This is a genomic window from Aquimarina latercula DSM 2041 (genome assembly GCF_000430645.1).
GTDB lineage: Bacteria > Bacteroidota > Bacteroidia > Flavobacteriales > Flavobacteriaceae > Aquimarina > Aquimarina latercula.
This window is the reverse complement of record NZ_KE387185.1, coordinates 1,272,944-1,299,719: the sequence shown is the minus strand read 5'-3', so window position 1 is coordinate 1,299,719 and position 26,776 is coordinate 1,272,944. Positions and strand designations below refer to the sequence as shown.

22 protein-coding genes are annotated in these 26,776 nt (G+C 35.2%); all 22 read right to left on the bottom strand.

Annotation, left to right across the window (positions count from 1 at the left end; translation table 11 throughout):
- Window positions 1–91: 91 nt before the first annotated feature.
- Window positions 92–1,693 (bottom strand): contractile injection system tape measure protein, encoded by a 1,602-nt coding sequence (locus H526_RS0123625; protein ID WP_035086313.1) that lies wholly within the window; start codon window positions 1,691–1,693, stop codon window positions 92–94.
- Between the two features lie 11 nt (window positions 1,694–1,704).
- Complete coding sequence (locus H526_RS0123620; protein WP_027395222.1) at window positions 1,705–4,146, bottom strand: hypothetical protein; 2,442 nt, start codon at window positions 4,144–4,146, stop codon at window positions 1,705–1,707.
- A 68-nt stretch (window positions 4,147–4,214) separates the two neighbouring features.
- Window positions 4,215–5,321, bottom strand: coding sequence for a hypothetical protein (locus H526_RS0123615; RefSeq protein ID WP_027395221.1), 1,107 nt, complete (start codon window positions 5,319–5,321; stop codon window positions 4,215–4,217).
- Window positions 5,322–5,379: 58 nt separating this feature from the next.
- The gene (locus H526_RS31230; RefSeq protein ID WP_051336305.1) at window positions 5,380–6,564 is read right to left on the bottom strand and encodes a phage baseplate protein; all 1,185 of its coding nucleotides are present in this window, start codon (window positions 6,562–6,564) and stop codon (window positions 5,380–5,382) included.
- Between the two features lie 33 nt (window positions 6,565–6,597).
- Window positions 6,598–10,797, bottom strand: a complete 4,200-nt coding sequence (locus H526_RS0123605; protein WP_027395220.1) for a baseplate J/gp47 family protein — start codon at window positions 10,795–10,797, stop codon at window positions 6,598–6,600.
- A gap of 21 nt (window positions 10,798–10,818) precedes the next feature.
- Window positions 10,819–11,241, bottom strand: a complete 423-nt coding sequence (locus H526_RS0123600) for a hypothetical protein (RefSeq protein ID WP_147404043.1) — start codon at window positions 11,239–11,241, stop codon at window positions 10,819–10,821.
- 34 nt (window positions 11,242–11,275) lie between these two features.
- A complete protein-coding gene (locus H526_RS0123595) occupies window positions 11,276–11,692 on the bottom strand; it encodes a GPW/gp25 family protein (RefSeq protein ID WP_027395218.1) in 417 nt (138 codons plus the stop codon).
- Window positions 11,693–11,697: 5 nt separating this feature from the next.
- Window positions 11,698–13,380, bottom strand: a complete 1,683-nt coding sequence (locus H526_RS0123590; RefSeq protein WP_027395217.1) for a phage baseplate assembly protein V — start codon at window positions 13,378–13,380, stop codon at window positions 11,698–11,700.
- 3 nt (window positions 13,381–13,383) lie between these two features.
- Window positions 13,384–14,100: a CIS tube protein gene (locus tag H526_RS0123585; RefSeq protein ID WP_035086311.1), complete on the bottom strand. Its 717-nt coding sequence runs from the start codon at window positions 14,098–14,100 to the stop codon at window positions 13,384–13,386.
- Between the two features lie 3 nt (window positions 14,101–14,103).
- On the bottom strand, window positions 14,104–14,268 hold the full coding sequence (locus tag H526_RS31950) for a DUF5908 family protein (protein ID WP_155839763.1): 165 nt from the start codon (window positions 14,266–14,268) through the stop codon (window positions 14,104–14,106).
- A gap of 2 nt (window positions 14,269–14,270) precedes the next feature.
- Window positions 14,271–14,804, bottom strand: coding sequence for a phage tail protein (locus H526_RS0123575; protein ID WP_211237856.1), 534 nt, complete (start codon window positions 14,802–14,804; stop codon window positions 14,271–14,273).
- A gap of 11 nt (window positions 14,805–14,815) precedes the next feature.
- Window positions 14,816–15,259, bottom strand: coding sequence for a phage tail protein (locus H526_RS0123570; protein WP_027395214.1), 444 nt, complete (start codon window positions 15,257–15,259; stop codon window positions 14,816–14,818).
- 83 nt (window positions 15,260–15,342) lie between these two features.
- The gene (locus H526_RS0123565; protein ID WP_027395213.1) at window positions 15,343–15,816 is read right to left on the bottom strand and encodes a phage tail protein; all 474 of its coding nucleotides are present in this window, start codon (window positions 15,814–15,816) and stop codon (window positions 15,343–15,345) included.
- 40 nt (window positions 15,817–15,856) lie between these two features.
- The gene (locus H526_RS0123560) at window positions 15,857–17,488 is read right to left on the bottom strand and encodes a phage tail sheath family protein (RefSeq protein WP_027395212.1); all 1,632 of its coding nucleotides are present in this window, start codon (window positions 17,486–17,488) and stop codon (window positions 15,857–15,859) included.
- A gap of 71 nt (window positions 17,489–17,559) precedes the next feature.
- Window positions 17,560–18,333 (bottom strand): hypothetical protein, encoded by a 774-nt coding sequence (locus tag H526_RS0123555; RefSeq protein ID WP_027395211.1) that lies wholly within the window; start codon window positions 18,331–18,333, stop codon window positions 17,560–17,562.
- 61 nt (window positions 18,334–18,394) lie between these two features.
- Window positions 18,395–18,976 carry a Pvc16 family protein gene (locus H526_RS31225; RefSeq protein ID WP_051336303.1) on the bottom strand — a complete coding sequence of 194 codons (582 nt, stop codon included), beginning with the start codon at window positions 18,974–18,976 and terminating at the stop codon, window positions 18,395–18,397.
- Window positions 18,977–19,593: 617 nt separating this feature from the next.
- Window positions 19,594–21,174: a solute:sodium symporter family transporter gene (locus H526_RS0123545; protein WP_027395210.1), complete on the bottom strand. Its 1,581-nt coding sequence runs from the start codon at window positions 21,172–21,174 to the stop codon at window positions 19,594–19,596.
- 59 nt (window positions 21,175–21,233) lie between these two features.
- Window positions 21,234–22,253, bottom strand: a complete 1,020-nt coding sequence (locus tag H526_RS0123540) for an L-rhamnose/proton symporter RhaT (RefSeq protein ID WP_027395209.1) — start codon at window positions 22,251–22,253, stop codon at window positions 21,234–21,236.
- Window positions 22,254–22,308: 55 nt separating this feature from the next.
- The gene (locus H526_RS0123535) at window positions 22,309–23,361 is read right to left on the bottom strand and encodes an aldose epimerase family protein (protein WP_027395208.1); all 1,053 of its coding nucleotides are present in this window, start codon (window positions 23,359–23,361) and stop codon (window positions 22,309–22,311) included.
- Window positions 23,362–23,407: 46 nt separating this feature from the next.
- Window positions 23,408–24,502 (bottom strand): mandelate racemase/muconate lactonizing enzyme family protein, encoded by a 1,095-nt coding sequence (locus H526_RS0123530; RefSeq protein ID WP_027395207.1) that lies wholly within the window; start codon window positions 24,500–24,502, stop codon window positions 23,408–23,410.
- A 14-nt stretch (window positions 24,503–24,516) separates the two neighbouring features.
- A complete protein-coding gene (gene aldA / locus H526_RS0123525; protein WP_027395206.1) occupies window positions 24,517–25,965 on the bottom strand; it encodes an aldehyde dehydrogenase in 1,449 nt (482 codons plus the stop codon).
- A 31-nt stretch (window positions 25,966–25,996) separates the two neighbouring features.
- Complete coding sequence (locus tag H526_RS0123520; RefSeq protein WP_211237859.1) at window positions 25,997–26,761, bottom strand: SDR family NAD(P)-dependent oxidoreductase; 765 nt, start codon at window positions 26,759–26,761, stop codon at window positions 25,997–25,999.
- Between the last annotated feature and the right edge of the window lie 15 nt (window positions 26,762–26,776).

The following is a 26,776-nucleotide window of genomic DNA, read 5'->3' as shown; positions in this document are numbered from 1 at the left end:
ACACTTCGACAGCACTTCTACAGGTTCAGTGTGACAGCTCAGTATGACAACAAAATCTCAAACCCAATACCTGATACCTAACACCCTTAAATCACAACCACTCTACCACCAGAATTTCTTGCATCCATGGTAACTTTATGGTATGAAATCCCCATGGTATTTTTTCTAATGTAATATCATGAGTTTCTCTTTTTACTTGCAATAACCAATGCCCATCTCTAGTTCTCAAAGAACCTTGTCTACACAAATAAGAAGCTCTAAATCCATCAGAAGATAGATTTTTCCATTTAGGTCCTTTTGCTATCACAGCAATTATCAGACCTGCGGCGATTTCTTTTTCTTCGGCTGATAATTTAATTGGCGATACTACCGTATCGATATCTAGACCGCATACAATTTTATTGAGTAGTAAATCACCTTCAAACAATTCTTCTTCTTTGGTATCACATAAATACTGTAATACACAAATTGCTTTGTTGCGAGCTGCTTCATCCATAAAATTCTTATCCTTCATAATTCCTATATTCTCAAAAAAGCGTTCTAAAAATGGCCAGAACAATACCAATCCTGCATTTTGTACGGATATAAAATCCGTATCATCAAATGGTGAAGACAACTGTTCTGTTATGATAGATTTTGGCTTTGATCCTAAATGTTTCAATTCCCTTTGTAACCCTTGCAGATGCAATGCTAAAGGCGTCAACAAATTATTGACATCTAGTTCTTCTATAGTTTCCTTAGAAGTATTGCCTACATCGGTAAGTAATGATTTCGTCTCTTTCAACATCTTTATCGATAGTTGATCAAAAAAAGGATGATTTACCAAAGATGATACTTGCTTAAAAAATTCCTTTCCTATTGCATTTTGTGCATACAAGGCAATACAGGAATCCACTAATCTTTTGATCTGATAAGCATACCGACTATTATCTGCTATAAGTTCTTCTTTCTCATCAATATCAAGATCTAGAAGTACCTCTTTTGTACATTCTTTTAGGAATGTGAAATCGGTAGTAGCTACAGAATATTTTAAGAAAGCTATTTTCCAAAAGCTATTAGTTGTTTTCTCCCTTTCTAAGGTATATCTCTTCTGAATGTTATCCAGAATACTGTTTTTAATCCTCAATATCTGAGAAGATGAAAGATCAGTAACAAGTCTAAAAGAAGCTAATAATTGATCTTCTGTACTCGCATATATAAAGCGGTTTAAGTAGGTAGGATTCCATGGAAACTCTCTTAACAATCTCATAAATGTGCTACTTGGTTGTTGTAACAATAGTGACAATTGCTCCTGAAAATCATTTTTGTTTCCTTGTTTTGACCACCAAGGTAATACACCTGTCTTTAGATAATAAATGATAGCTCTTAATGGTGTTTCTTCATGAGTATTATCACTATTTTGTTTTTCTAAAGCTGCATTTGCTCGTTGATATGCTATGAGTTCTTCTTGTAATTTTTCGGTAAAAGCAGTTTCGAAATTTTGCAAAGACACATTTCCTAAATCCAATGTTAACCGATCGATCTGAAGCGATGATTCTGATACATTCGCTTGGCTAAGCACACGATCCAGCACAGTCGTCAATTGATTTCTACACAACGAACTCAATTCATGCTGTATCTTCGATGTATCCGAATGTTTCGGTACATGTATTTCTAAAATCTGTTTATTAACTATGTGTTTTTGCTGTACCATAATCCGTTCTTTTATCCGTTTTGAATTTCAGTAAGGAAACGATGATACGCATGATCAAATTCTTGCATCTCCTTTTCATCCAACCACTGAATATTGGTTCTGATATGCACAGGAGTTTCTTCTCGAATGGTTAAGGCAATGAATTTTTTGAAGTCCTCATCCTGATATCTTTCTATCCATGAAGGAAGCATAAACGTGAGCTGCAAAGAATACGGATCTTGTGGAGTATTATTGGACATCCATCGTCCTGTTTCCTCTTCCTCAGCAAAAGGCACATCGATTTCAAAACCATCGTTGGATATAGAAATAATGGTATGCTCTCCATTATAATGGGTTGTTTTGGTAATTTCTATAAGGTCTCCAACTTGTAAAGAATGTGCTCCTATATGACAAAAGGTATGATTGGAATTAGTTGCCGCTCTAAAACTTTGAATCGCAGCCGAGCGTAAATAATATCGTATATCATGCATACGCTTCCAAACCGCTCCTGTTTCTGATTCCTGAAAAGGTGCTTTGATCTCAAAAAAGTCATCACCAACTGCTAATACAGTATAGATACTATTATAACTATCATTGTTGGTAATTTCTACTTCTTCTCCTGGTAGCACATCATGATCACCGATGACACATCGTGTAAACTCTTCTGTGATAGCAGCCTCAAATGTTGTGATTGGTGATGTACCGTAACCCGCTACAAAAGGATAGGGATAGGATTTTCTAGATCGCAACAAAATATGTTCTACCATATGTAAACCTGCGGCTTCCCCATTTCCGAGATTTCTACGACTGTAATCCTCGATCCCTATCTTTAATGAAATTCTTTTTTCTAACCCAGAGACATTTTTGGTATCCCAAAGATCACTTTTGATATCATATCCTTTTGCTTTGCAACCACTAACCACAGGATATTCTTTTAAAAATCGTGCTTTGTCTTTAATCAATTTTTTATCCGAAGTATCCTGATTATCAGTAGTATCTTTTAATACCATTCCGTAAGAGGTAAACTTCTCGGCAAATCGAGCTAACAAATGATTCAAGAATTTATTTTTTCTTAATAATCCTGTATTGGTATCAGCAGTCATTTCCTCTAAATACGAAGTATAACTACCTGGACTGTCTAGCAACTCTGAAATTCCAGGAACACAATTCAACAAATTTTGATTAAAATATGTACTGGTATCGTTCCCATCAAAACTCATTAGTTTTTTGAAATTTGCTAACTGAGAAAAATAATTAGCAAGGGTTTGCTCAAAAAACAGTAGATATCCACTCAATTGTTTTGCTTGTGCTTTTCTGATAGCAGAAGCGGTATCTGGTAATCCTATTTCTCCAATACCATAATTCATCGGAAATTGATTTTGAATCGGATAGTATTGATCTAATGATGGTGCATCGGATATAGGTAGAACGATGTCTTTTTCTATTAACGATCCTAATCTAGAGACTTCTTCTGTTCTTTTTTGATTATATAACTGTTTGATTCGTTCTATATCAACACTTACTGTAAGGCCTTTAGACGTAAAAGATAATTGCGATAAGGTGCCATCAACATCTAGAATAGGTGTTTTGGAAGTATCTAATGGTAAGAGCCAATTTTTTATCGTATTAGTTCCTGTAGCAAGTGCCAGTTTATCGATAACCAAAATACCCGGTTGATCCATAATTTCTTTAATCACATCCGAGGTTTGGATTTCCTCTTTACGATAGGCTTTGGCGATATCCTGATCTTCCATAAAACCATGATGTAATCGAGGGCCATCAAAAATTTCATCCGTTGTTTTACCTTTTTCTAGTTGTTGTTGCAAGGTGTAAAAAGGAATACGAGGCGAAAAATGAGTGCCAACACGATGTAACATATTTGCAATAAGTTCATGGATATCGTCTACGTTATCAGCAATTTCGATCACACCTTGTAATCTTACCCCTTGTGTATCCAATAGTTTGATTTCTTCAAAATCTTCACAAATAGAACGACAACTATATAATTTTTCTCGAACTGCAGTTATTATTTTACTACCAGGAATATCAAATAATCCATCTTTTTCTATAAACACACGAAACAATCCTTTGGGAATACTAGGTACAAGTTCATTAGCATTTTTGGGAACTACTTTTTCTACCCATGCATTCTTAACTCCTTCTATATCAATCACCATCTTACGAATATCCATAAGGGTCACAGGATTTGTAGTCAAAATGGTCGCTGGACTATATAAACTCTTATGGTCATTCCCTATCAAATCCTGGATATCAAATTCCATACGATATGCAAGATCGGTTACGGCATAGCATACTTGTTCTAAAATCGTAATACCAGGATCATGGATATTATGATCGGTCCATGTATCTCCTGCCATTTTTTGGATCAATTGTATTCCTTCTGTTCTCAGGAATTCATAGCTCAACGCACTGTCTTGCGGTACTGCTTTAGGTATGGTGATGGTATCTGTCATTGTAAAAGGTAATTATTGTTCGTATTCTCCAAATTGATATGTAACTGTCGCCGTAGTTTTTGAAATGATTATAATTTCATGATGTATGCTAATACAAAATATGGTGGACGGTTTTCATGAGCTTTATTGCCTCCTGTTGATTGTAAATTTGCTTTGGCAGTTTTAATAGAAACACCTGTTTTATTGCTCTGAATTGTTCCAAAATTATTTAATGCAAACTCTTTACCAGCACCTGGATTATTATCCATTGTATCAGTAGTATCCCTACCAGTAAACCTAACCAATCCATTAAAACTTCCATGATTATGGTTATGACCAGGATCCGTTATGTTATGGTTATGCCCTTTATCTAAATGGGTATGACTTGGCATTTGTGCTTCAGTAAGCGTTACTTCTTTTGCACCTCCTTTTTTCCCAATTTGATACTCTGGATTGTTCTTTTCCATTCCTACGATAAATTTTCCTGATAAATCTGGCGTATTATTGGTTCCATCACACAATACCCAACCTTTTGGGATATCTTGTCCAGACCACATAGAAATCAATCCTTTAGGCAAGCGTGTATCTACATAGGTCTTTACTGCTTTTTGGGTAGCAAGCTTATCATGACTGGTTGTAGTATTATCCAATTCTTCGTCATCAGAGATATTTGATGCTTTTAGATCTCCTTCTACCTGCAATGTTCCTTTTATAGCAACTCCTTGTTTTTGAGAAACCTTAAAAATAGTAGTGGGGGTATTGGTGGTATCCGTTATAGAAATTAATGGAGCTGTATCTTTCCCTTCAACTGTAAGTTTGGCTGTTGGCTCTATAGTTCCTATACCAACATTTCCCTCTCCTGACTTAATAAATAGTCTACTTTGTCCCGTAGTATCTTTGATATTAAAACCAGGCTGATTGCTATTGGGTGTATCAGAATTTACTCTTGGATTTAGGTTAATAGACCATTGCGGATTGTCATCAGAAAAACTCTCATATAGATCCAACACTTCTTGCGTACCCACTCGCTCTCCTTCTGCCTGCACAGATAATGGGTTTCCTTGTACTTTTGCGACACCATCTTCTGCTTGATTCAACACAGCTTCTATAAAATCTGCAAACTCCTCTTGTGTAGGTTTGTCATTAATCTTAAAATATCCTTTAAGTTCTGTTCTATTTTTCTTGTTGATTTCCACTTCTTATTTTTTTAGGATGTTAACTTTTAAATACCAGTAGTTGTTTTTTATTACTAGATTATAATTTCATGATATATGCCAATGCGAAATACGGTGGGCGATTTTCATGAGGTTGATTGCTTCCAGTCTTATTGGTATTAAAGGAATGTCTATGCTTACCTGCAGGTTGGGTAGTTCTGGTGAATGCTTTGTAATAATCATTAGAACTTCCTGTACCAGATCCATCTCCTCTTTTAGCAGCACCTGTAAAATTATGTGCGTGTTCGCCAGCTTCTCCAGTAGTTCCTGAATGACTATGTGATGGTAATTGGCCTGTCGTTAAACTAACTTCTTCTTTCCCTCCTGTTTTTCCTATCTGATATTGTGAATTTCCTTTGTCAAATCCTACAATAAATCTCCCTGATAAGTTGGGAGTACCTTGCTGTCCATCACACAATGCCCATCCCACAGGAATACTACTAATATTTCCGGACCACATCACAATTACTCCTTTTGGCATCCTTGTATCTACATAGCTTTTTACCGCCATTTGGGTAGGAATTCTATCATGGCTAGCACCTTCTTTATCCAAATCTGTACTCGTAGAAATATTCTCTGCCTTCAATTTTTTTACCGTCATATCACCTTGAACTGATACTGCTCCTTTAATATGAGTTCCTCCATCTGCTAGAATCTCTAGCTTTCTAGTGGTAGGATCACTATTCGTTGATTTTCCAAATAATTTTAAAGTAGTAGTACCTACCTCAATCTTTGCAGATTCCTTATGCTCATTCGCATTGTTACCTCCAAAAAGAAGTGTGTTTTCAGAAATTTGCATCGCAGCGATAGGTTTGTTAGAAGTAATATTTCCTTTGACCGTAAGGGGTGCCACAGGTTCTATAGTACCAATCCCAACAGTACCTTCTCCAGATTTTATAAACAAACGACTCTGTCCTGTTGCGTCTTTGATATTTAATCCAGATTGATTGCTCGATGGTTCTTCAGCATTTATCCTTGGGTTTAAGTTTATAGACCATTGCGGATTTTCATCTGTAAAATTTTCATAGAGATCGACTACCTCTTGTGTTCCTATTCGCTCTCCTTCGGCTTGTATAGACAAGGGATTACCTTGTACTTTCGCAACCCCATCTTCAGCTTGATTAATACTAGCTTCTATAAAATCTGAAAACTCTTCCTGAGTAGGTTTATCATTAATCTTAAAATATTCCTTGAGTTCTGTTCTGTTTCTTTTATTGATTTCCATAAGACTGTATTTTATTACTTTGGTTTTAAGATTTTATTTCACAATAAAGTCTTTACTGATTTCCATATAATTAATTCCTTCAAAGCTGTCTTCTTCGAATCCATTTTCGTTAACTACATAGACTTCGTGTATTTGGGCAGCTACCATAATCATGTCGGGTTGCGAGGGCGTTACGATAGATTTTCCGTCATTCAGACTTCGTACATCGGTAAATGTCTTTCCGTCTTCGCTTTGAAATAATTTTAGGTTTGCTACATAATCGATATACGGACGTTCTGCAATGAAGTTGATAATCATACTAGCATGGAGTGATCCTCCGATTTGAATTTCGCTATCTTCTCCATATGCCCAGGGAGACATGAATCGTTTGATTTCTTCTATTAACTTGTCTTTATAAAAAACTTCATCATATCCAGAATAAAATTTCACAACACATTCTGTAGAAACTTGTAAATAAGAAGGATTCGAAACGGATATCTCGGCATAGGTCGGAGCCAGATTTTCTAGATACGAATTGATCTTAAGAAGTGTATCTGCTGCTACTTTTGGAGCAAAAGGATTAAATGGTAATTTTCCTTTAATATCCGGAACTACAATCACATCTACGCCACCGATACGATCCGAAGCAGGAAGACATTTGGTCTTATAAATTTCTGGAAACTTATGTAATATCATATGTTCATAATCCCACATGGTCAGCGCTCTGTTCTTGTGCCTTAAACGTTCACTGATTCGCTTATATAAGGCATCTCCTTTTTCTACCGGTTTCCCCTTACTAGATGTAAAAGGTTGGGCAATTTTTGCTACTTCAGGTATTTGGTTGAGTTCTTCGCTAATCGTATCTACTGGCAATGGATTTTCGAAATGTACTGGCGCTACTGTTTCACTAGCGAGTGTAGCACTAATCACCTGACTCCGAATATCAATAGTGTCAGATACTCCTTCAATATTTTTAAATGTACTTATCTTGATCCAATGTAAATGAGATGGCATTAACGTACCGCCTTGGGTAGCATCTTCGGGTATTCTAATTTTTACAATTCCTGTATTTAGTAATCCATTTGTACCATCCTGTAGTAGATTAGATGGCGCTAATGTTATCCATTCATTATTTCGCAGATAACTCCATTGCACTACTGGTTTTTCTATTTCAGGATCTGCGCTCCCTTCTGCCATTTGAAATAAAATTGAAAGTACCTGTGGTGTATTTGCCTCAGTGATTCCCAGATATAATGAGCCTTCATCCTTATACGCAGGAATTAGCGTACTTTCTTCTCCAGGAGTTATATCATCATATCCAAATGGGTGTATATGAAATATCTTATTCGTAGTCCTAGGTATTGCTGTATTTGCTAGAATAGTATCACAAGACGTATATGAAATTCCTAGTTTTTTAAGCTTAGGATGATATGGCGGATTGATCTTTAGATTTTTTATTTCTACCTTCTCCGATATTGCTTGTTTGACAGACAAGGTATTAAAGACCGAATGCTGAAAGTTTATTGGAGTCAATTCTATTCTAAAATAGCGATCCCAAAGCAATGCTTCTTCGTCATCTGTCTGTATTCCAAAACGTTCTTTATATTGATAATCAGGACTTGAATTTTTAATCCTTGTAGGAATATCATTGATAGATATACTTTTTTCTTTATTAAAAAGAGGAAAACCTTCTGTTACCTCATTACCTTGTTCATCTTCAACCTTGACAGAAAGTAACAGCTCTGCATTGCGATCATGTAAAAATACATCAGCCTTAAAATCATGTTCATTCTCAATGATAGCAGCATCAAAACCTAACTTTTGATCCATAAGTTCGGCCAATTGTTCATCATTTAGTGAAGCAAGTTCTTCCTCGGTATGATCTGCCTGAATAAGCCAATAATTTTTGTAATAATCCACAAAAGATGTTGGTTGTTTTATCCATTCTAAATGTAACTGTACATCTTGCAACCGTTTCTGTGATATTTCGTCATTAGCGATGTAAAAACTGGTTCCTATTTCAGGTTGAAAGCCAAAAGGTTCAAATGGTTTGTTGGTATCGATTGTTCCTTCATCATTCTCTACAATACTATGCTGCATCTCCTGAACATCTACTCGAATATGGGCTTTTTGTAATGCCACATCTACTAAATGTTGATAGCTACTTCGTATCCTGTTTTGATCATCTTCCTCTTCTATTGAAGACTGTAATGTACAAACCATAACAGGATAATCCGATGCTATAAAAGCAGAAGAAGATGGAAATGAAATAATAGGCAAATCATTATCCTGAAGCTTCATTCGGATTCTCAGCGCATTTAGGTATACTTGATCCTTGCTGTATTTTTGCGTATTTTCTATAGGTGTTTCTAATACTCCAACCTCTTTAATTTCTACAATTTTCACATCCTTAAAGTCTACAATCTCATAAATTTTTTGAGAGGCATCTACGATGTAATCGCCTATATCGGTTACAGTAAAATTAGTAGTATCTAATCGGGTAATGGTTTGATCCTTTATTTCAACGTTTAGATTATTCTCTGATGAACTGCCTACATAATTCCCTAAAGAATACTGAACCTCATCTGGTGTAAACCATTGTTCTGCACTACTTAGGTAGGTTTGAAAAGGATCTTTTGTATCAAAAACAGCTCGTAAATCTTCTATTTTTTGGTTGCTCAGATTCAGATCTAATAATACTTCAATAGTACGTTTTCCGTCTTTGAGCAATAAGGTTGGAGAACTAATCGCAAATCCAATTTCTGATGGTTTTAAGGAATTATCTGCAATAGCAGTTAGTCTATCCCCAAAAGTTTTGAACCTTTTACTTTCTTCTTCCTCATCATACTGACTAAAAAGAAAATCCTTAGCGTTCGTAGTATCATAAATATCAGATAATTGTTCCGTTTCTGGAGAATGAATTACCACAGAACGCAGCTGACGTTCAGAAAATTCTAAAATACGGTATACTTTATTTTTATCTTCTTCGGAAATACTACTATCACTATTAGTTTGCATAACATGAATAAAATCTTGTTTTCTCAACAATAATTCTACTTCCACATATTCTAATGCTTGCTCAGAGTTCTCATTGGAGGCCTGTAAATCTTGAAGTACTTTTTCTAAAGATGTTGTTTCTCCATTGTATAAAGGCAAAGAATCTCCGGGATTTGGATTTCCATACACTTTCTTTAGCATGGCATCAAATCCATTGGTATTGTGTAATTCTTTTAAATCTAGTTGTCTCTGATGAATAATTTTTCTTTCGTACGCCTTTTCTAATAGTTCGTACTCAGGTACCCAATCTATAGGAATACCTTCTTTGTCTTGTTGATGCTTTAAAAAAATACGATCAAATTCATCTCTCTCTAAAAACAAGACTTCTTTTACATAAGCAAGTGCCTCAGCATTCTCGTTTTTTACCGCTTCCTCTAATTGAAAAAGATCTTCTATCTGTAATGCTTCTGGAAAATCTGGTAGTGCATCACCAGGATTTGGATGTCCTAATGCCATTTCCATCATATCTACAAAAGCAGCATCTTTGCTTTTTCTTCGCTCCTGATGTACATTTCGGATAGTGCGTACTTGCTTGGATACAAAAACACTTTTTAATTGTGTAATTTGGGCTTTGCTAATCACCGTATCTTCATTGGTTACATACTGTAATTCGTTCCCTTCAGTGTCTTCTCCCGCCTGTAAGATGGTTCCTTTTTCTACTTCGAGATATTGAGTATTCTCTTCTAATTCTAAAAGTACATTCACCACATCTGGCACTGCCTGTTTTGGGTCTAATTGTAGATACTTTCTGTAGTAAAAATCGAGATGCTTTTCGGTAAGTCCATTCATTTTAGACTTTACATGATTCATTAACTTAAGAAAGGTGATAAATAACACTACATGAGGCTTGGATAATTTTGCCTTCTTTTCGATGTTATTGTAAAACAACTCTGGGTTTTCTACATATGCCGCTAGTTCTCTTGCCCATTGTTTTTGTTGTATTTTTCTCCCTTCGAGAGAGTTTTGATTAAATACATTGGGATCATCTATAAGAAATGATTCCCAAGTACCCGTAGGTCTATTTTGTTCATCAAAAAACTGAAGTTCTTTGGCTAACCGCTGTGCTTCTGTAATCAATACTTCTAAACTACGCCCTTCGATAGCTACGTAATCAGTGCTCAGAGCATCCAAATTGCGATCGTTCTGACTGGTTCCATCTCTAAGAAGTATGTTATCTATATTTTGAATAGTACCCATTGTTTCTACTATTTATTTTGTTTAGGTGGCTTTTATTTTTTTATTTCCCGGTATTAACTTTCCAGTTCCCACGTACATCGGAACAGGATCTGGTGTATTAGGAGGTGAGGGTAGCGTAGCTGGAGAATCAACCTCAAAAAGCGCTATAAATAATTTCCCTTTTAGTATTATTTTTTTATTACCACTTGTCGCTTTTCTAGTTAATTGATTAGGAGCTAGGTTCATTATTTTTAATGTTCCAGATCCAGGAGTTGAAAATGGTGGCACAGTATATTGACATGTTATCTCCACTTTTTTTTCATCTCCCTGTACACAAACTTTTTTACCATTAATAGTTGTCTTTCCCGAAGCTTTTATTGTTGTTTTTGGAATTGGTGGTATTAGCGTGAGTAATCCCACTTTAGAAAACTCTACGGTATCGTCATTCATAATTATCACATCCATAATCCTAGTGTATTTGTATTCATCATTTTCTTCATTATAAATCAAATGCCACGCTAGAGGCTTCGTTGATATAGAATGGATAGATAAGATTAAATCGATTATTTGTTGATCTTACCATATAATCTATATCGATATGTACTACGCCATTTTTGGGATCTATATCTGTTACGGCAACATTATTCACCTCAATTCTTGGTTCGTATAATAGCACGGCACGAGATACCATATCACTTAACTCATTGGCAAATTTCTCATCCAATTCTTCAAACAAAAATTGCGTAAGATCACACCCAAAATCCGGGTGCATGATTCGTTCCTTTAGCGACGTGGATAACAAAATCTGAAGACTTTGCTTGATATCTTCTTCTCCTGAGGTAAGTTTGACCTCAGCGCCTCCAATTCCAAAAGCAGGAGGAAATGACCATCCGTTTCCTAAAAATTTATTATTCATAGCTCTTATATTAAATCCACTTTTTTTCCTTTTACTTTTACTTTTCCTTTAGCATTGATATCAAAGTCTCCTGCAGCTTCTATTGAAAAATCCTTAGTACTAATTATTTTAATACCATCTTTACCCATTAGAATACTATTACCATGAGCATCTTCTAATGTGATTGTTTTCTCCTTCTGATTGATAGCTAATAGCTGCTCATTGGACTGGTCTTTATCCGCTGTAGATAGTGTTATCACTTCTTTTTCCTCATCAAAAAGCAATTGATAATTAGACTTGGTAAAAATCCCTTTGTATTTATTTTTTTTCTTTTCGGTATGTGGTGCTTTGTGGCTGTGCATTGCTCCTAAAACAACTGCTTGCCTGGGATCATCATTTAAAAAACCAATCACTACGCGATCTCCTTTTTCTGGAGGAAAGAAAATTCCATGATCTACTCCAGCATCTAATGTCGTATACATGGCTAATACTTCGGCAGCTTTAGCTTCTTGATCAAAAGCTGGTATATGTACTTTAATTAGAAATCCGTGTTTCGAATCTTCTACATGTTCCAACACTGTTCCTACTTGTAATCCATTTACACCTGGTAATAAACCAGCAGCTTTTGTATCTATAATATCAGATTGCGAACTAAACCAATTGGCATCCATTCCTATTTGTAGGTAGGTATACCATCCTGAACCCATTACAAATCCATGTCGAACTCCAGTAATGATATGTTCTCCATTAAATCGACTTACATTTTCGATTTTCAACGTCTGACCTACTTTTACTTTTCCATTTCCATTCATCCTAATGGTTCCTTGTACCAGAGACAGTCTTGACTTTACAAGTTGTGCATCTGACCAAGATTGCAATTCTAATGGATCTGTAGGTACAGCATGCACCAAGTTTGTTTCTTTAGCTCCAACTGCATCTGACAATTGTGAAGTTTTATAATCAATACTAGTTAATAATTGCTCTTTACCTTTTTTGGGAATACTAAGTGCTAATTCATCCTTTTTTGTATCCAAACCAAATGAATGTACTTTCTCATATTGATGACGACTACTAATTTTTAGATCAAAATGCGCCAGATCTATCCCAAAGGTTAGGGTATGATCGGTACTTCCAATTTGTGGCGTAAAAACAGAAACCTCTCCATTATCAACTTGTACTAATTGCCCATTCGCTTCAGCTCTCGATACTATAAAATCCCAATCCGAAACATAGTACTGTACCATCTGTGGATGTGCCAAAGAAGTATTTTCTATATTCTTAGTTTTTACATCTCTGTAGGTACTGATAATATCTTTTATAAGTTTGCTATCCGTTTTATTCTGAAACACTTTGTTTTTTCGTAAAGTGGTCATTTTTATGGACGGATCGCAAAGCTCTATCGTAAGTACTGATTGGTATTGCGAGCGTTCGATTTCCTGATTGATCACAATACCTTCAAAAACCTTCGTCTCGTTTGTATTATTTCCTTCGTACCGCAAAAAGATTTCAATTTCAGCGCCTGGTATAAAAGCATTACTTTCTAAGGTAGTAAACTTTTGATTTGCTACACAACCATCGGATAGCTTAAGTTCGGCTAAAGGTATTTTGTTAAACTCTTTGCTTGTATCTATCGACAATAATTCATACAATCCTAATGGCAGGATCTTGCCGTTGCTTTTAATCGTACTTGTTACTACAGTTGATGACATCTTTTATTTTTCTATTGGTGGAAAGTAAATTTCTTGACCTGGTATTAGATTTCTTAAATCCGTTAGTTTATTTGCACTTGCTACTAATGGATAATACATCGGAGAGCCATATATTTCTTGACACATCAATGGTAATTGATCACCTGATTTTACCATACGGTAATGCGTAAGATCAGGAGATTGTAAATTCAACTTAGCTAATTGCGCTTTGGGCGTATCATCCCCAATGAAGGATACATTGAGCTCGGCTCGCAAAGGATCTCCATTTCTTTCGAACAATGTGTAATTAATATCTAAGCTAGAAAGTCTACAATTAAACTTTAATGTTTTTCCCCAACTAAGAACTAGATAGCGTGGTTCATGAATTTTACCTTTTATTTCTGTAATGTCTTTTCGAAAATTATCTATTCTTTCTGCAACACTTTTTTGGGTACCTCTTAACAATCTAAGTGCTATCTCTGCCCCATATTGATCTACATCGGTTCCATCAAAAATTAGACTCATACTAACCGTAGATGAATCGCTGTGCATAAACTTAGCATCACTCTTATTCTGAGGATTACTCGCCTTATCGGTAAACTTATTTATAAAACTTCGTCTAACGGATTCGGGATTAAACATCACCTCTAATTTCTTCTTACCAACGGTTCTTTCTTCATTATCAAAAGAAAAAATGGTAAGCTTTTGTAGTTTAAAACTTAATTCACTTAGTAATGCCATGATCTATCTATGGTTTTTCTTTTTCAATATTTTTAGTACTTGATGCACGCATTCTTGTACCACATCACATTGTTCTTTTCTGGTATCCAAAGATGAGCTACCTTCATCTGTCTGTGAAGCATCTGATATAATTGCTCGAATGACAATTTCTTTGATCTCTACTGCCATTTTTATAATCTTAAAATTTGAAATCGTGTATATGCCAACTCCATTGTATCGATGGCCACGGAATTGGATTGTGCATCCAAATCAGATACGGACCATTTTACTGGATATGCTTTTAGAAATAACCATCCTCCAATAGGAATCCCATTTTCGTTAAATAATGTGACTAGTACATTAGAAGGATTAAACTTAAAAAATGAAAATGTCGCATTGAATTCAGAAATCAGCGGAGAGCGCATCTGACCAAAACCTGGTAGACTAAAACTATCTAAACCATCGGCTAAACTACTAGCTACGAAACCTCGTTCCAGTACCAAATTGTTATAGTTAATCTTTTTGGGTACACGATGTGCATGCAGGTTTTGTCCACCTTCATTTATAGTATCCAATTGTACTTCGGTATTGATACCGCTAACTTTTTGAAATCTGACATCTATTGGATTAGGAATAACACCTCCTGATAGAAAGAACACTCCAAATCTGTGTGATAATGTAGGCTCTTTATCTGCAAAATTCATTGCTCTTAAAACATCTAACATATGGTAACTCTTTAATTGTATTTTACTCGTAAGTCATGAGCTATTAAATCGAGACTCTCTATCGCTACTTCACTGGCGCTAGCGCTAAACGATGGAGCATCTAATTTGAAAGGTAATGCTCGGGAAACCTCCCAAACTACGATGCCCATCCCAGCTTCATCACAGAGTTCTATTCTAATGTCTTTCTTTTCTCCAGATTTAATCCAGTCATATAAATCACTCCTACGTTTGATCAACCCTCTTTTTAAAGAAATATTAATCGGTTTTCTTTGGCCACGGATCAAATGATCTCCAACTGCCCAACTAAAACCATGTCGATACAACACATGATCATGGTCAATTTCTAAACCTGAAATCTCTGAGAACGACATGATTTCAACTCCGTTAATCGTTACCTGATAATTGTATACCGGTAACGGATAGGTTTCGCTAATTTTCTGTTTATCAATTGCCACAATACTTTGGTTTTTTGAATTTATATTGACTTACAATTCTGGTTTTGTTTCCTAGAATAGAACTTGCTTAGTTTATTTATTTACTATGCTTCTTCCATAGTCACTCTAAAAGCCATTAAATCCATAGATTCTATAGCTACATCATTAGAGCTTGCATCAAAAGAAGGAGCTGTTAATTTAGTTGGAAAAGCATCTATAACTTTCCAGCTCACTACAGTACTACCGGTCTCATCTAAAAGATGCACTACGATATCTCTTTTATCTACCTGATTCAATTGTATATCATTGATCCAATCATAAAAGACAGGAATGCTCTTTCCTTTTACCAATCCTTTCTTCATAGATATATTTACCGGTTGAATCTGCCCAGGCATATACATAATATTCGGTCCTACTTTTCCTCCTGTAGCGAAGCTTTCCTTATATGTTGTTGTTTCGAAGGATAATTCTAAACCAGATACCTCCGAAAAACTTATAGATACTCCATTGATATCTACCCTATAATTATAGGTTACTAAAGGGTAATCTATCTTTATTTGTTCTTTAGTTAAAGCCATTGTTTTACTTTTTACTTATTCATTAAATTTTGTACGCTTATTATGCTTCTTGTAGTTTATGAGAGAATTTCAGTATGATAAACTCTGCAGGACGCACAGCTGCTAATCCAATTTCTACAATCATCTTTCCTTCCAAAATATCCTGTTGCGTCATAGTTTTTCCCAATCCGATATTCACAAAATATGCTTGCTCTTCTGTCGCTCCAGCTAATCCACCTTGTTGCCAAACTCCGTATAAAAAACTTTCGATCATAGCCTTCATCTTCAACCAAGTCACGGCATCGTTAGATTCAAAAACTGCAAACTGAGATGCTTTCTTGGTAGATTCTTCTATCATATTGAATAATCTTCGTACTGGTACGTATCGCCATTCATTATCATTTCCGGCAAGTGTACGAGCTCCCCAAATCATGGTTCCTTTTCCAACAAAACTTCGTATAGCATTGATGGATTTACCACTTGTAGCATCAACATTTAGTTTTTCCTGATCTTTAGAAGTAATTTTCGAGATAGGACCGATAACAGCATTTAAACTTACGTTTGCTGGTGCTTTCCATACACCTCTTTCTCTGTCTGTGGTAGCGTATGCACCAGCTACTGCCGCACTTGGTGGTAACGTGATACGTTGTTTTGATACTTCACTGATAATTCTGCTGTATAACTCAGAACGAGATTCCTTGAAAGTTGATAAACTAACAGAAGCATTATCACCACCAGTAGTAATAAGATCAGTGGTTCCTGTAGAAGATTCTACAACTGTTGCTCCATCTAACAAAATAATATCAAAATCACCTTTGTTTGAAAATGTATTCCATTCATTTATAATCTCACTAGCAGGAGTTCCTTCTCCAACATTGATGGTTAATACAGCGTCAGCAATACTAAAAGAAGGTATGCTCCCTGTTCCTTTATTAATCTTAACTTTTGGTGCATCTTGAGAAGATCCACTGTACTCAACTCTAATCGCGCCAGCTATTTCTAATTGTAGGGTTTCAGTTGCCGAAGAACCTGATACTTCTACAAGATCTTCTTCATAACGATAGGTAAGTGATGTTTGTAAATATGGGGTATAAGCAGCACCATATTTTAGATTATTTGTACCTATTCCATCTCTAAAAGATGTTCCGTTTTCATCATCTTTTTTAATATCGAAAATGCAAAACCTGTCCTTTAAATCCTGGCACTGTGCCAAGGCATTTTGACATACTTCATGATAATCGGGCGCATCTAATTTTGTTGCTTCTCCAAGCATAATCAGAGTAGGTTCGTCTTCCTTACTCAAAACTTCTAACCCATTTAAGAATGATTCCTTATCATAATCATCATTATAATTTCCTACTGAAATGATATAACAATCACCACCACCATTTTTAAAATATAAATCGATTGCATGATATAAAGTATGCTTCGGAGCTTCTACTTCTATATTTTCTACAGCATCATCATCCGAAATGCTTACCATAAAAGATGCTGATTGTGCACCTCCAAAAGCTTCTTTAAACTCTAATAGAGTAGATACTCTAATCGCTTTGTTTCTAATATCTTTTCCGTTTTTTACTGCTTTTTCCGTATATCCAATAAAAGCTGGCACCGCAGTGGAAACTTCTGCTACAGATTGTGGTAATAGAGGTACCTCCTCAGTGTACACATCTGGTGTTAAAAATCTAGACATATTCTAATAGTTTTACATGTTTATAATGGGCTTTTCTAAAAAATCAATTGATTCTCTCGAAATGCCTTTTCTTACTTAATTTTAATTATTTGGATTCCTTGTTGTTCTGCTCGCGGATTGGGTAAATGATTGATAAGAACATCACCGTTTTGAAGTAGTTTTATATTCTTAATGGGTTTGTTACTGTAGGGAACCAAATCTTTAGATTCGAAAATTTTAACTTGGGTATCGGGAAAATTTAATTGAATAGAATTTATAATCTGGTCCGTTATGTTTTCATCGACCGCCACTTCATTGAAACTGATTTGATTATCTCTAGACTCCAAACTGATATCAATATCTTCAGTATTGGATACAAAATAGTACTTCCACTTTATCGACTTTGCTCCAAATACAGCTTTAAATTTTATCGGTTGTTCTAAAGAAGTAAGATTAATTTTATGACCTATAATTTGAATACTACCTAATGCAGGATATCCTCCAAAAATCCCTTCCTTTACTACTTGGTTACTTACTAATTCCTGACTGTTTTCTGGAAGATCTTGATTAGAAAATAAGATTATATTACCTTCATCTATTTCAGAAAAATCTGTAACCTCTTGAGTAACATCAGAAGTGGGATATATATAAAAAGTAAAGTTGTCATCTTCGCTCAAAGGCTGAAAATCGCCATTTCTTCGAGACATAGGAGCTAAAATCTTTATTCCTTTTTCTGTTTTCTTTACCACAAATCCAAGGTTGCTTAGGTGTTTTCTCGTTTCATTTTTCGGGACAAGCACTACATCATTAGATTCTGATAAAACAGGGTGAATAACTTCTATGTCAAAAAATTCGCGATATTCCATTTTATACTTTATTTAATTCGTGATATTGGGCTTGTTTATAGATATATTCATTACTAAAAGCTTATACTTTTTGATGAAGATTAAGATTCGTTGTGGATATTGGTTCTCCCACGAACTCCATACTTTGATCATCGATAAAAGACAGTAAACGCACTTTATATAAAACCGATGGTAGATAGGATGTGTTTAAAGAATGCCATACTTGATTTTGTTCTTCTAATGGGAGTGATATTAATTCTACGATCAACTTCTCTATATTTTCATCTGATAATTGCGGTGAATTTAGAGGATCGAAGATTCTGTTGACCTGAAAAAACTTAATGACATGTGATAAAAACTTGAGTGCCTGCTCATATTTATTGAATTTAGATACGAACAAAATCAATAACTCAATTCTGATTTCAGGATTCGCCTGGGTTTTGATACCATTTCTTATCACACCAGCATATTGATCTGCATTTCTAAATTTTCTATCTTCAGAAATATTAATGAGAAAAGGAGTTATTTTATCATTAGTAAAAGAAACAGGATCGTTATTATTCGTACTTATAAAGTCTATAATATTAGATTCTGTAGTACCTACTACATTTTTAAAATATTCATTGAGTTTATCCTTTAAAACGGTTAATACAACATCGACCATGGTGTGATAGGTTTATTGATTTTTGATGTTTCAAAAGTAGTTCAAGAAGAGTATCTACTTATAGAAAAAACACGCCAAATCTGCGAAGATTACCGACATTATCTTGGGGAAAAATAAGTAAGCCATATAACTTTTCCGACACCAAGAGAAGAGTCATATTGATAATTTGAATACAGTACCCATAAATACATAAGATCAAGTAATCTTATTAATAGTATTAAAAAAAGAGCACTTATTTTTAGGTATATTCTAGGAAGACAATAAAAAAAGCTTCACATTTCTATGAAGCTTTTGCTTTGTAACGGAAGAGATTGAAATACCTAATCGTTCTATTGGTCATTTATATGAATTACAATCGTTTACAAAAACCCATTCGATGTTATTAATAGCTTCATAAGGGTTACCTCTTTATTTACAGTCATATATTTTATTTAATATTTAGGAAATTGAATCTTATTATCTCCAAGTTCGAATCCTTCTTGGGTCGCGAGAAAACCCTTTAAATATTGAAGTTTTGGCACCAGACCTGGGACAGAATCTGTTTTTTTTGAATCAAGAGCAATTGTTGTGTTTGTGAAAATATTCTGGTTAATCTAAAGTCGAAGAATTCTACATTTTTATCTAAAAGTTAAGTAAATCACGATTACAATTACACAAATAGATACTCCTACTGGAATAGTATATTTCCACGGTTTAATATCAACTTCTTTTGTATATATAATTTCAAAAGCTTCTTTACGTGGATACATTTTACCAATTATAATCATTATTAAAATGTTAATGGCAAATAACACTCCCTGCACGTGTAAAAAATGAGGAAATGTACCCTTCATTACCGTATTATCAAGAATAACATAAATCAAGTAGACAACCGCACCTAAAATGATCGCTATTTTGGCTGCAACAGGAGGAATACGTTTCGTTAAATATCCCATAATAATGATTGTTAAAATAGGAATTGTATAACATCCATTAACTTGTTGTAAATACCCAAACAAACCAGCAGGTGCATTTGCAATCAATGGTGCGATAAACATGGATAATACGGCGAGAACGATTCCGAATATCTTTCCAGATTTTACAATCTGTTTTTCAGAAGCATTTTTATTGATATAGCCTTTATATATATCTACGCCAAAAAGAGTAACAGAACTATTTAAAGCACTGTTAAATGAACTCAAAATAGCTCCAAAGAGAACTGCCGCAAAAAAACCAATCAATGAAGTCGGTAAAACTTTGCGAACTAAGGTAGGATATGCTTCATCTGGATTGGTAATACTATCCCCATACAAATGAAATGCGATAATCCCTGGTAACACCACTAATACTGGGCCTAATATTTTAATAAAAGAAGCTAACAGAATTCCTTTTTGTCCTTCTTTAAGGTTTTTCGCACCCAATGCTCGTTGAATAATTGCCTGATTTGTTCCCCAATAAAATAATTGAACCAGCATCATTCCTGTAAAAATTGTACTAATCGGAACAGAAGAATCTTCTCCGCCCATTGACTTAAATTTATCTGGATTCGATACCCATAACTCTGTAAATCCTTCCACCATATTACCATTACCCACTAACATCAACCCTAAAACAGGAATGATCGAACCTCCTATCAATAATCCAACTGCATTAATTGTATCTGAAACTGCAACTGCTTTAAGTCCTCCAAAAATCGCATAGATAGAACCAATAATCCCTATCGAAAAAACCGTAATCCATAAAGCGGTTGTTTTATCTACATTAAGTAGTGTTGGAATATCAAAAATAGTACTAATGGCCAAAGCTCCAGAATACAAAACAATCGGTAAAAGCACTACCACATATCCTGTAAGAAACAATCCAGAAGTAATCGTTTTAGTTCCGACATCATATCTTCTTTCTAAAAACTGAGGTACTGTTGTTAATCCTTCTTTAAGATATCTTGGTAATAGATATAAGGCGGTTACTACCATAGCGATTGCGGCTAAGGTTTCCCAAGCCATTACCAAAATTCCTTCTGAAAAAGCCTGTCCGTTTAACCCTACAATCTGTTCTGTAGATAAGTTAGTTAGTAATAATGAACCTGCAATCACTGGAGCTGTTAAGCTTCTACCAGCCAAAAAATAACCGGTATATGATTTCTCATCAGTTTTTTTTGTTGCTAAATATGAAATCAAAGCTACCAGCAAGGTAAAGCCTAGAAAAGTGATAATACCCATAAGATTTTGATAGAATTATTTAAAATTGAAAACAGCAGTATTCTTCTTTTCTCTGCTTTTTATCCCATTGCGTTTCCTGAAGCAATTACGATTACTCCTAATATCATTGCGGTCAATCCCAGATAAAGAATTTTTCTAGGTTTAGAACTTGTACTGCTCCACTCTCCAGTAAGTATTCCGGTGATTATTGCTACAGCAACACATACTGTATTAAAAATCGCATATCCAACTGTATTCCCAGAAGATCCTAATTTATACGCAGCAAAGGCAAAGGTTCCTGAGGCAGCAAAGTTTAAAAGTGCCATAATAAAAGTATAAAACAAATTTTTAGGAGTATGTGGAGAACTGAATTTACTCCATAACTTTTTAGCACTTAGTTGGTATATAAAGTAAGGAATTACAAAAATAGCTCCTGATACATATATAATAACCATCACCATTACCGCCGTAATCCATTCCGAATTTCCAGCTTCCTGACAAGCTTCATGCAGATATGGTCTTCCATACGCATTCGCATAACTAAATCCAGTAGCTAACAAACCTCCAATAACAGCAATAATAATTCCTATGGTCATCGAAGACGCTTTACCATCTACCTTTTCTCTACTATTTTTTTGATCTTCAGCTTGTCTTAGCATTCCTGCTTTCCCATTAAAAGACACCCCAAAAAGTACTATCAAAATCCCTAAAAGAATTACCATAAATACATTATTGGAAGGCAATCCGTCTACTAAGAATGGTAATAAGGATCCGACAAGAATAACGGTGCCAATAAAAATTGAAAAACCTAGAGACAAGCCAATGTAATTAATTGCTTTTCCCCACATCATCACACCAATACCCCAAAGAATACTGGCTAATCCCATTTTCCAAAGAATATCTGTAGGTATATTAGAAACGATAACATCAAAATCATTCACTAATAAAAAACCTGCGGCGATTGGAATAATGAGCATATTGATAAAAAACATCATTCCCCAAGTATTTTCAAACTCGTATCCTTTGGTATATTTTTCTGGCAATGCATATAATCCAAGCATTAATCCAGCGAGGACCGCAAATAATATTCCTATAGTCATAATTATTAATTTTAAAAGTTGAGTGTTGCGCTGTTAATTTTATATATCTTATTTACTACTCGATTGTAGAAAATTTGAAAATCGTAGTACTGGTAAATGGTTCTTCAGGATAGGTAATCGTTTTAGGAGCATCTTCTAAATTTACTCCATTCGGATATCGATGGGTTTCACAACAAAAGGCCTTGTATTGTCCATATTGATCTCCAGTTTCTCTTTTTAGAACATCCGAAGTGAAATAACCCGAATAGAACAACATTCCTGGTTCTGTGGTTAAAACTTCCATGGTTCTTCCGGATCCTTTATGCTCAAAAGAAGCCACTTTTCTTAATTCAAAATCTTTTGGGAATAAAAAATAATGATCAAACCCGGTTTCCATATGATCTAAAGCTTCTTTAAAAAACTTCCCATTCCTGAAATCCTCTAATCTTCCATCCACATTTATCACACCTCCTTGTGCTACTCCTTTCTCATCACCTTCTAAAAAGGCATCTGAATGAATGGTAACTTTATGATCATGTACAGTTTCTTGGAAGCCAGATAAATTAAAATAAGAATGATTGGTTAACGAAATTGGAGTGGCTTTATCCGTATTCGCCTTATAAGATATAATCAATTCATTTTCATTAGTAAGTGTAAAACGTGTATTAATTTTTACATTTCCTGGATATCCTTCTTCCATATCTGGGCTTTGTAAACTCATGATGACGATAACTTTATCCTTCATATTATCATAACTTTCTACCGTCCATATTTTTCTATCAAATCCTTGAGTTCCTCCATGTAAATGATTTCCCCTATCATTACCAACTAATGAATATTCTTTGCCTTCTAGTGTAAACTTACCTTCATGAATCCGAGAAGCACACCTCCCTACTGTACCACCGAAATACGGAGCGTTATTCTTATACTCTTCGGAAAAATAACCATCAATATTCTCAAAACCACAGGTAATCTCTCTAGAGGCACCCTGATTATCTGGTGTAAGAATTGCCGTAATCGTTGCTCCGTAATTCGATATTTTTACTACCACGCCATTATCATTAGACAATTCATATAGGAATACCTCATCGTTTCCTATGTTACCAAAATTTCTTTTTTCTACTTTCATTGACTATTAAAATGTGTGGGTTATTAAATAATTCATGTGAATCTTATTAGAATTGTTCAAACGGCTCTAATTTTCCCCAATTGAAGACAACACCAATTCCAGGAATATCAGGAGCTACCGCTCTATAGTTTTCTACAATCAATGGACTGATTGTATATTCATCTATTGGAAAACTATGCACCTCTAACCATCCAGCATTTTCTTGAGAAGAAACCAAACTTACATGCAATTCTTGCATTCCATGTGAACACACAGGAATGTTATGTTGTTTTGCCAATTTGGCAACACGTAACCATCCTGTGACACCTCCACAATTAGAAGCATCTGGTTGCACAAAGGACAATTTAGATTGCTCAAATGCATACTCAAACTCGTGAATAGTATGCAAGTTTTCTCCCATTGCTAGAGGGAAACCTGTTTTTTCTACTATTTCTCCATAACCTTTATAATGGTCGGGAATAATAGGTTCTTCAAACCAAGTAATATCGAATTCTTTGAATCTATTGATCGCTTCAATAGCTTTATCAATACTCATAGAATAATTAGCGTCTACCATAAAAGTAATATCAGGACCAATATGCTCTCTTACTGCTTTTATGCGCTCAATATCTTCATCTAAATTTTCCCTTCCGATTTTGATTTTTAACGCATTAAAACCATTGGCCAAATAGGTATCCATGTTTTGTAATAACTTGGGTAGTGGAAATTGCAAATCGATACCTCCACAATACGATTTACAAGTATTATTTGCTCCTCCAGCAACTTGCCAAAGTGGCTCTCCAAGTTTTTTACAGTGTATATCCCACAAAGCTATATCTATGGTAGAAATGGCAAAAGAAGCAATTCCTCCTCTTCCTACATAGTGGATATGCCATTCTAAAAAATCATAGATTCCTTCAATATCAGCACCGTTTTTTCCGATTAGAGCTTCTTTAAAATCATACTCTATCATAGCTTTTATAGCTCTACCTCCTTTACCTCCGGTATAAGTATATCCAGTGCCTTGACTTCCGTCATTTAGGGTAATGGTGGTAGTAACTAACTCAAAATGATAATGATCTCCATGTTTGGCATCAGAAAGTACTTCTGGAAGAGGCACTTCGAATAATCTAACTTTTATATCTTTTATTTGAATATCCATTAATGAAACCTCTTTTATTTATAATTCATATAAAAGGTTTTCTTTTCTAGGTACTGCTCGAATCCGTACTTTCCATCTTCTCCTCCGCTTCCTGACAGTTTATATCCGTTATGGAATCCTTGATGTTGTTCTCCATGACCTCGGTTTACATAGATTTCACCAAACTCTAATTCATCATTGCATCGCAATATGGTTGCCATATCCTTGGTAAAAATCATAGCCGCTAATCCATATTCGCAATCATTTGCATATCCGATCACTTGATCAAACTCTGAAAACCTAATCACAGGTAATATAGGACCGAATGATTCTTCGTGTACAATAGTCATATCTTGGGTTACGTCTGTAAGTACTGTAGGTTCGAACCAATGTCCTTTTTCAAATTCAGAACCATCTGGCCTTTTTCCTCCAGTTGCAACGGTAGCTCCTTCTTTTACGCTCACTTCTACTAAATGCTCCATATTTTTCAATTCTGAAGCATTTACTTTTGGTCCCATGGACACACTTCTATCTAATGGATTTCCTACTTTGTAAGTCTTTAGATGTTCCATAAATTTCTCCATAAATGCATCATATATATCTTCATGTACATACATACGTTCATTACAGGTACACACCTGTCCACAATTATCAAATCTGGAGTGGAACGCGGCTTCTGCCGCCTGATCTAAGTTTGCGTCTGCAAATACTATAGCCGGAGCTTTTCCTCCAAGTTCTAATTGTACATGTGTAAGATTTTGTGCCGCAGCTTTGAAAATTTGTTGACCTGCAGGTGTACTACCAGTCATGGTAACCATTTTGGTAATTGGATTTTCAACCAATGCATTACCAAGTACCCTTCCTGAACCAGTAACAACGTTCAATAACCCTTTAGGCAAGCCTACTTTTTCGGCAATAAAACCTAATTCTAACGTAGCTAAAGGAGTCTCCTGTGTTGGCTTTACGACAATTGCATTTCCAGCTACCAGAGCTGGACCTATTTTTCTTCCAGCCAAAGCTAAAGGAAAGTTCCAAGCAGTAATTGCAACAACTACTCCTCTAGGAATTTTATGTATATAAATATGTTCGTTTTCATTATCAGAAGGCATAATATCGCCTTCTATATGTCTCGCCCAATCACAAGCATATTCAATAAAAGTTGCGGTAACTTCTACTTCTATTTCTGCTAAAGAAATAATTTTACCTTGTTCTCTGGTTAATAATTCCGCCAGATATTGTTTATTAGCTCTTATTTCGGCAGCAAACTTTCGCATGAGTTCTGCACGCTTTCTTGGAGGAACTTTTCTCCATTCTTTTTGTGCTTTTTCAGCTGCTTCTAGTGCAATTTTTGCATCTTCCTCCACACCCATTTGCACTGTGCCGACAATGCTTTCATCGATTGGACTGGTAATATTAGCAGTACTTCCAGATGTAGCATTCGCCCATCCTCCGTTAATAAAAAGTTGATATTCTTTTGCTTTCATCTTTTCTTTTTTTGAGGTGTTTTTAATTTAATTATCTACCCATCCATCCACCATCAACAACCATGATGGATCCATTCATATAATTGGCAGCTTCGGAAGAAAGGAACACTACAGGACCAGCAAAATCCTCAGGATTTCCCCATCTATTAGCAGGGATTCTTGCTAAAATTGAGTTAGCTCGATTAGGATCATTTCTAAGCGCTTCTGTGTTATCAGTTGCTATATATCCAGGAGCTATGGCATTTACATTAATCCCTTTTGATGCCCATTCATTGGCAAATGCCATTGTCATTTGTCCTATTGCACCCTTACTTGCCGCATACCCCGGTACAGTAATTCCTCCTTGAAAGGTTAATAATGAAGCTGTAAATACAATCTTTCCATTCTCTCTTTCTACCATCTCTTTCCCTATTTCTCTAGTAAGGATAAACTGAGCATTCTGATTTACTTCTATTACTTTATCCCAATATTCATCTGGATGTTCTGCTGCAGGTGCTCTTAAAATTGTTCCTGCATTATTAACGAGTATATCTATTACTGGAACATCTGATTTTACTTCTTTGATAAATTGATACAAAGATTTTCTATCTGAAAAATCACATTGATATGCTTTAAAGTCTTTTCCTAATTTCTTGACTGCGTTTTCTACATCACTTCCTTCTTTTTCAAGACTTGCAGAAACACCAATAATATTAGCTCCAGCTTCGGCTAAACCAATGGCCATAGCTTTTCCAATACCTCTTTTACAGCCTGTTACTAAGGCTGTTTTACCTTCTAAACTGAATTTATTTAAAATACTCATTAATTATAT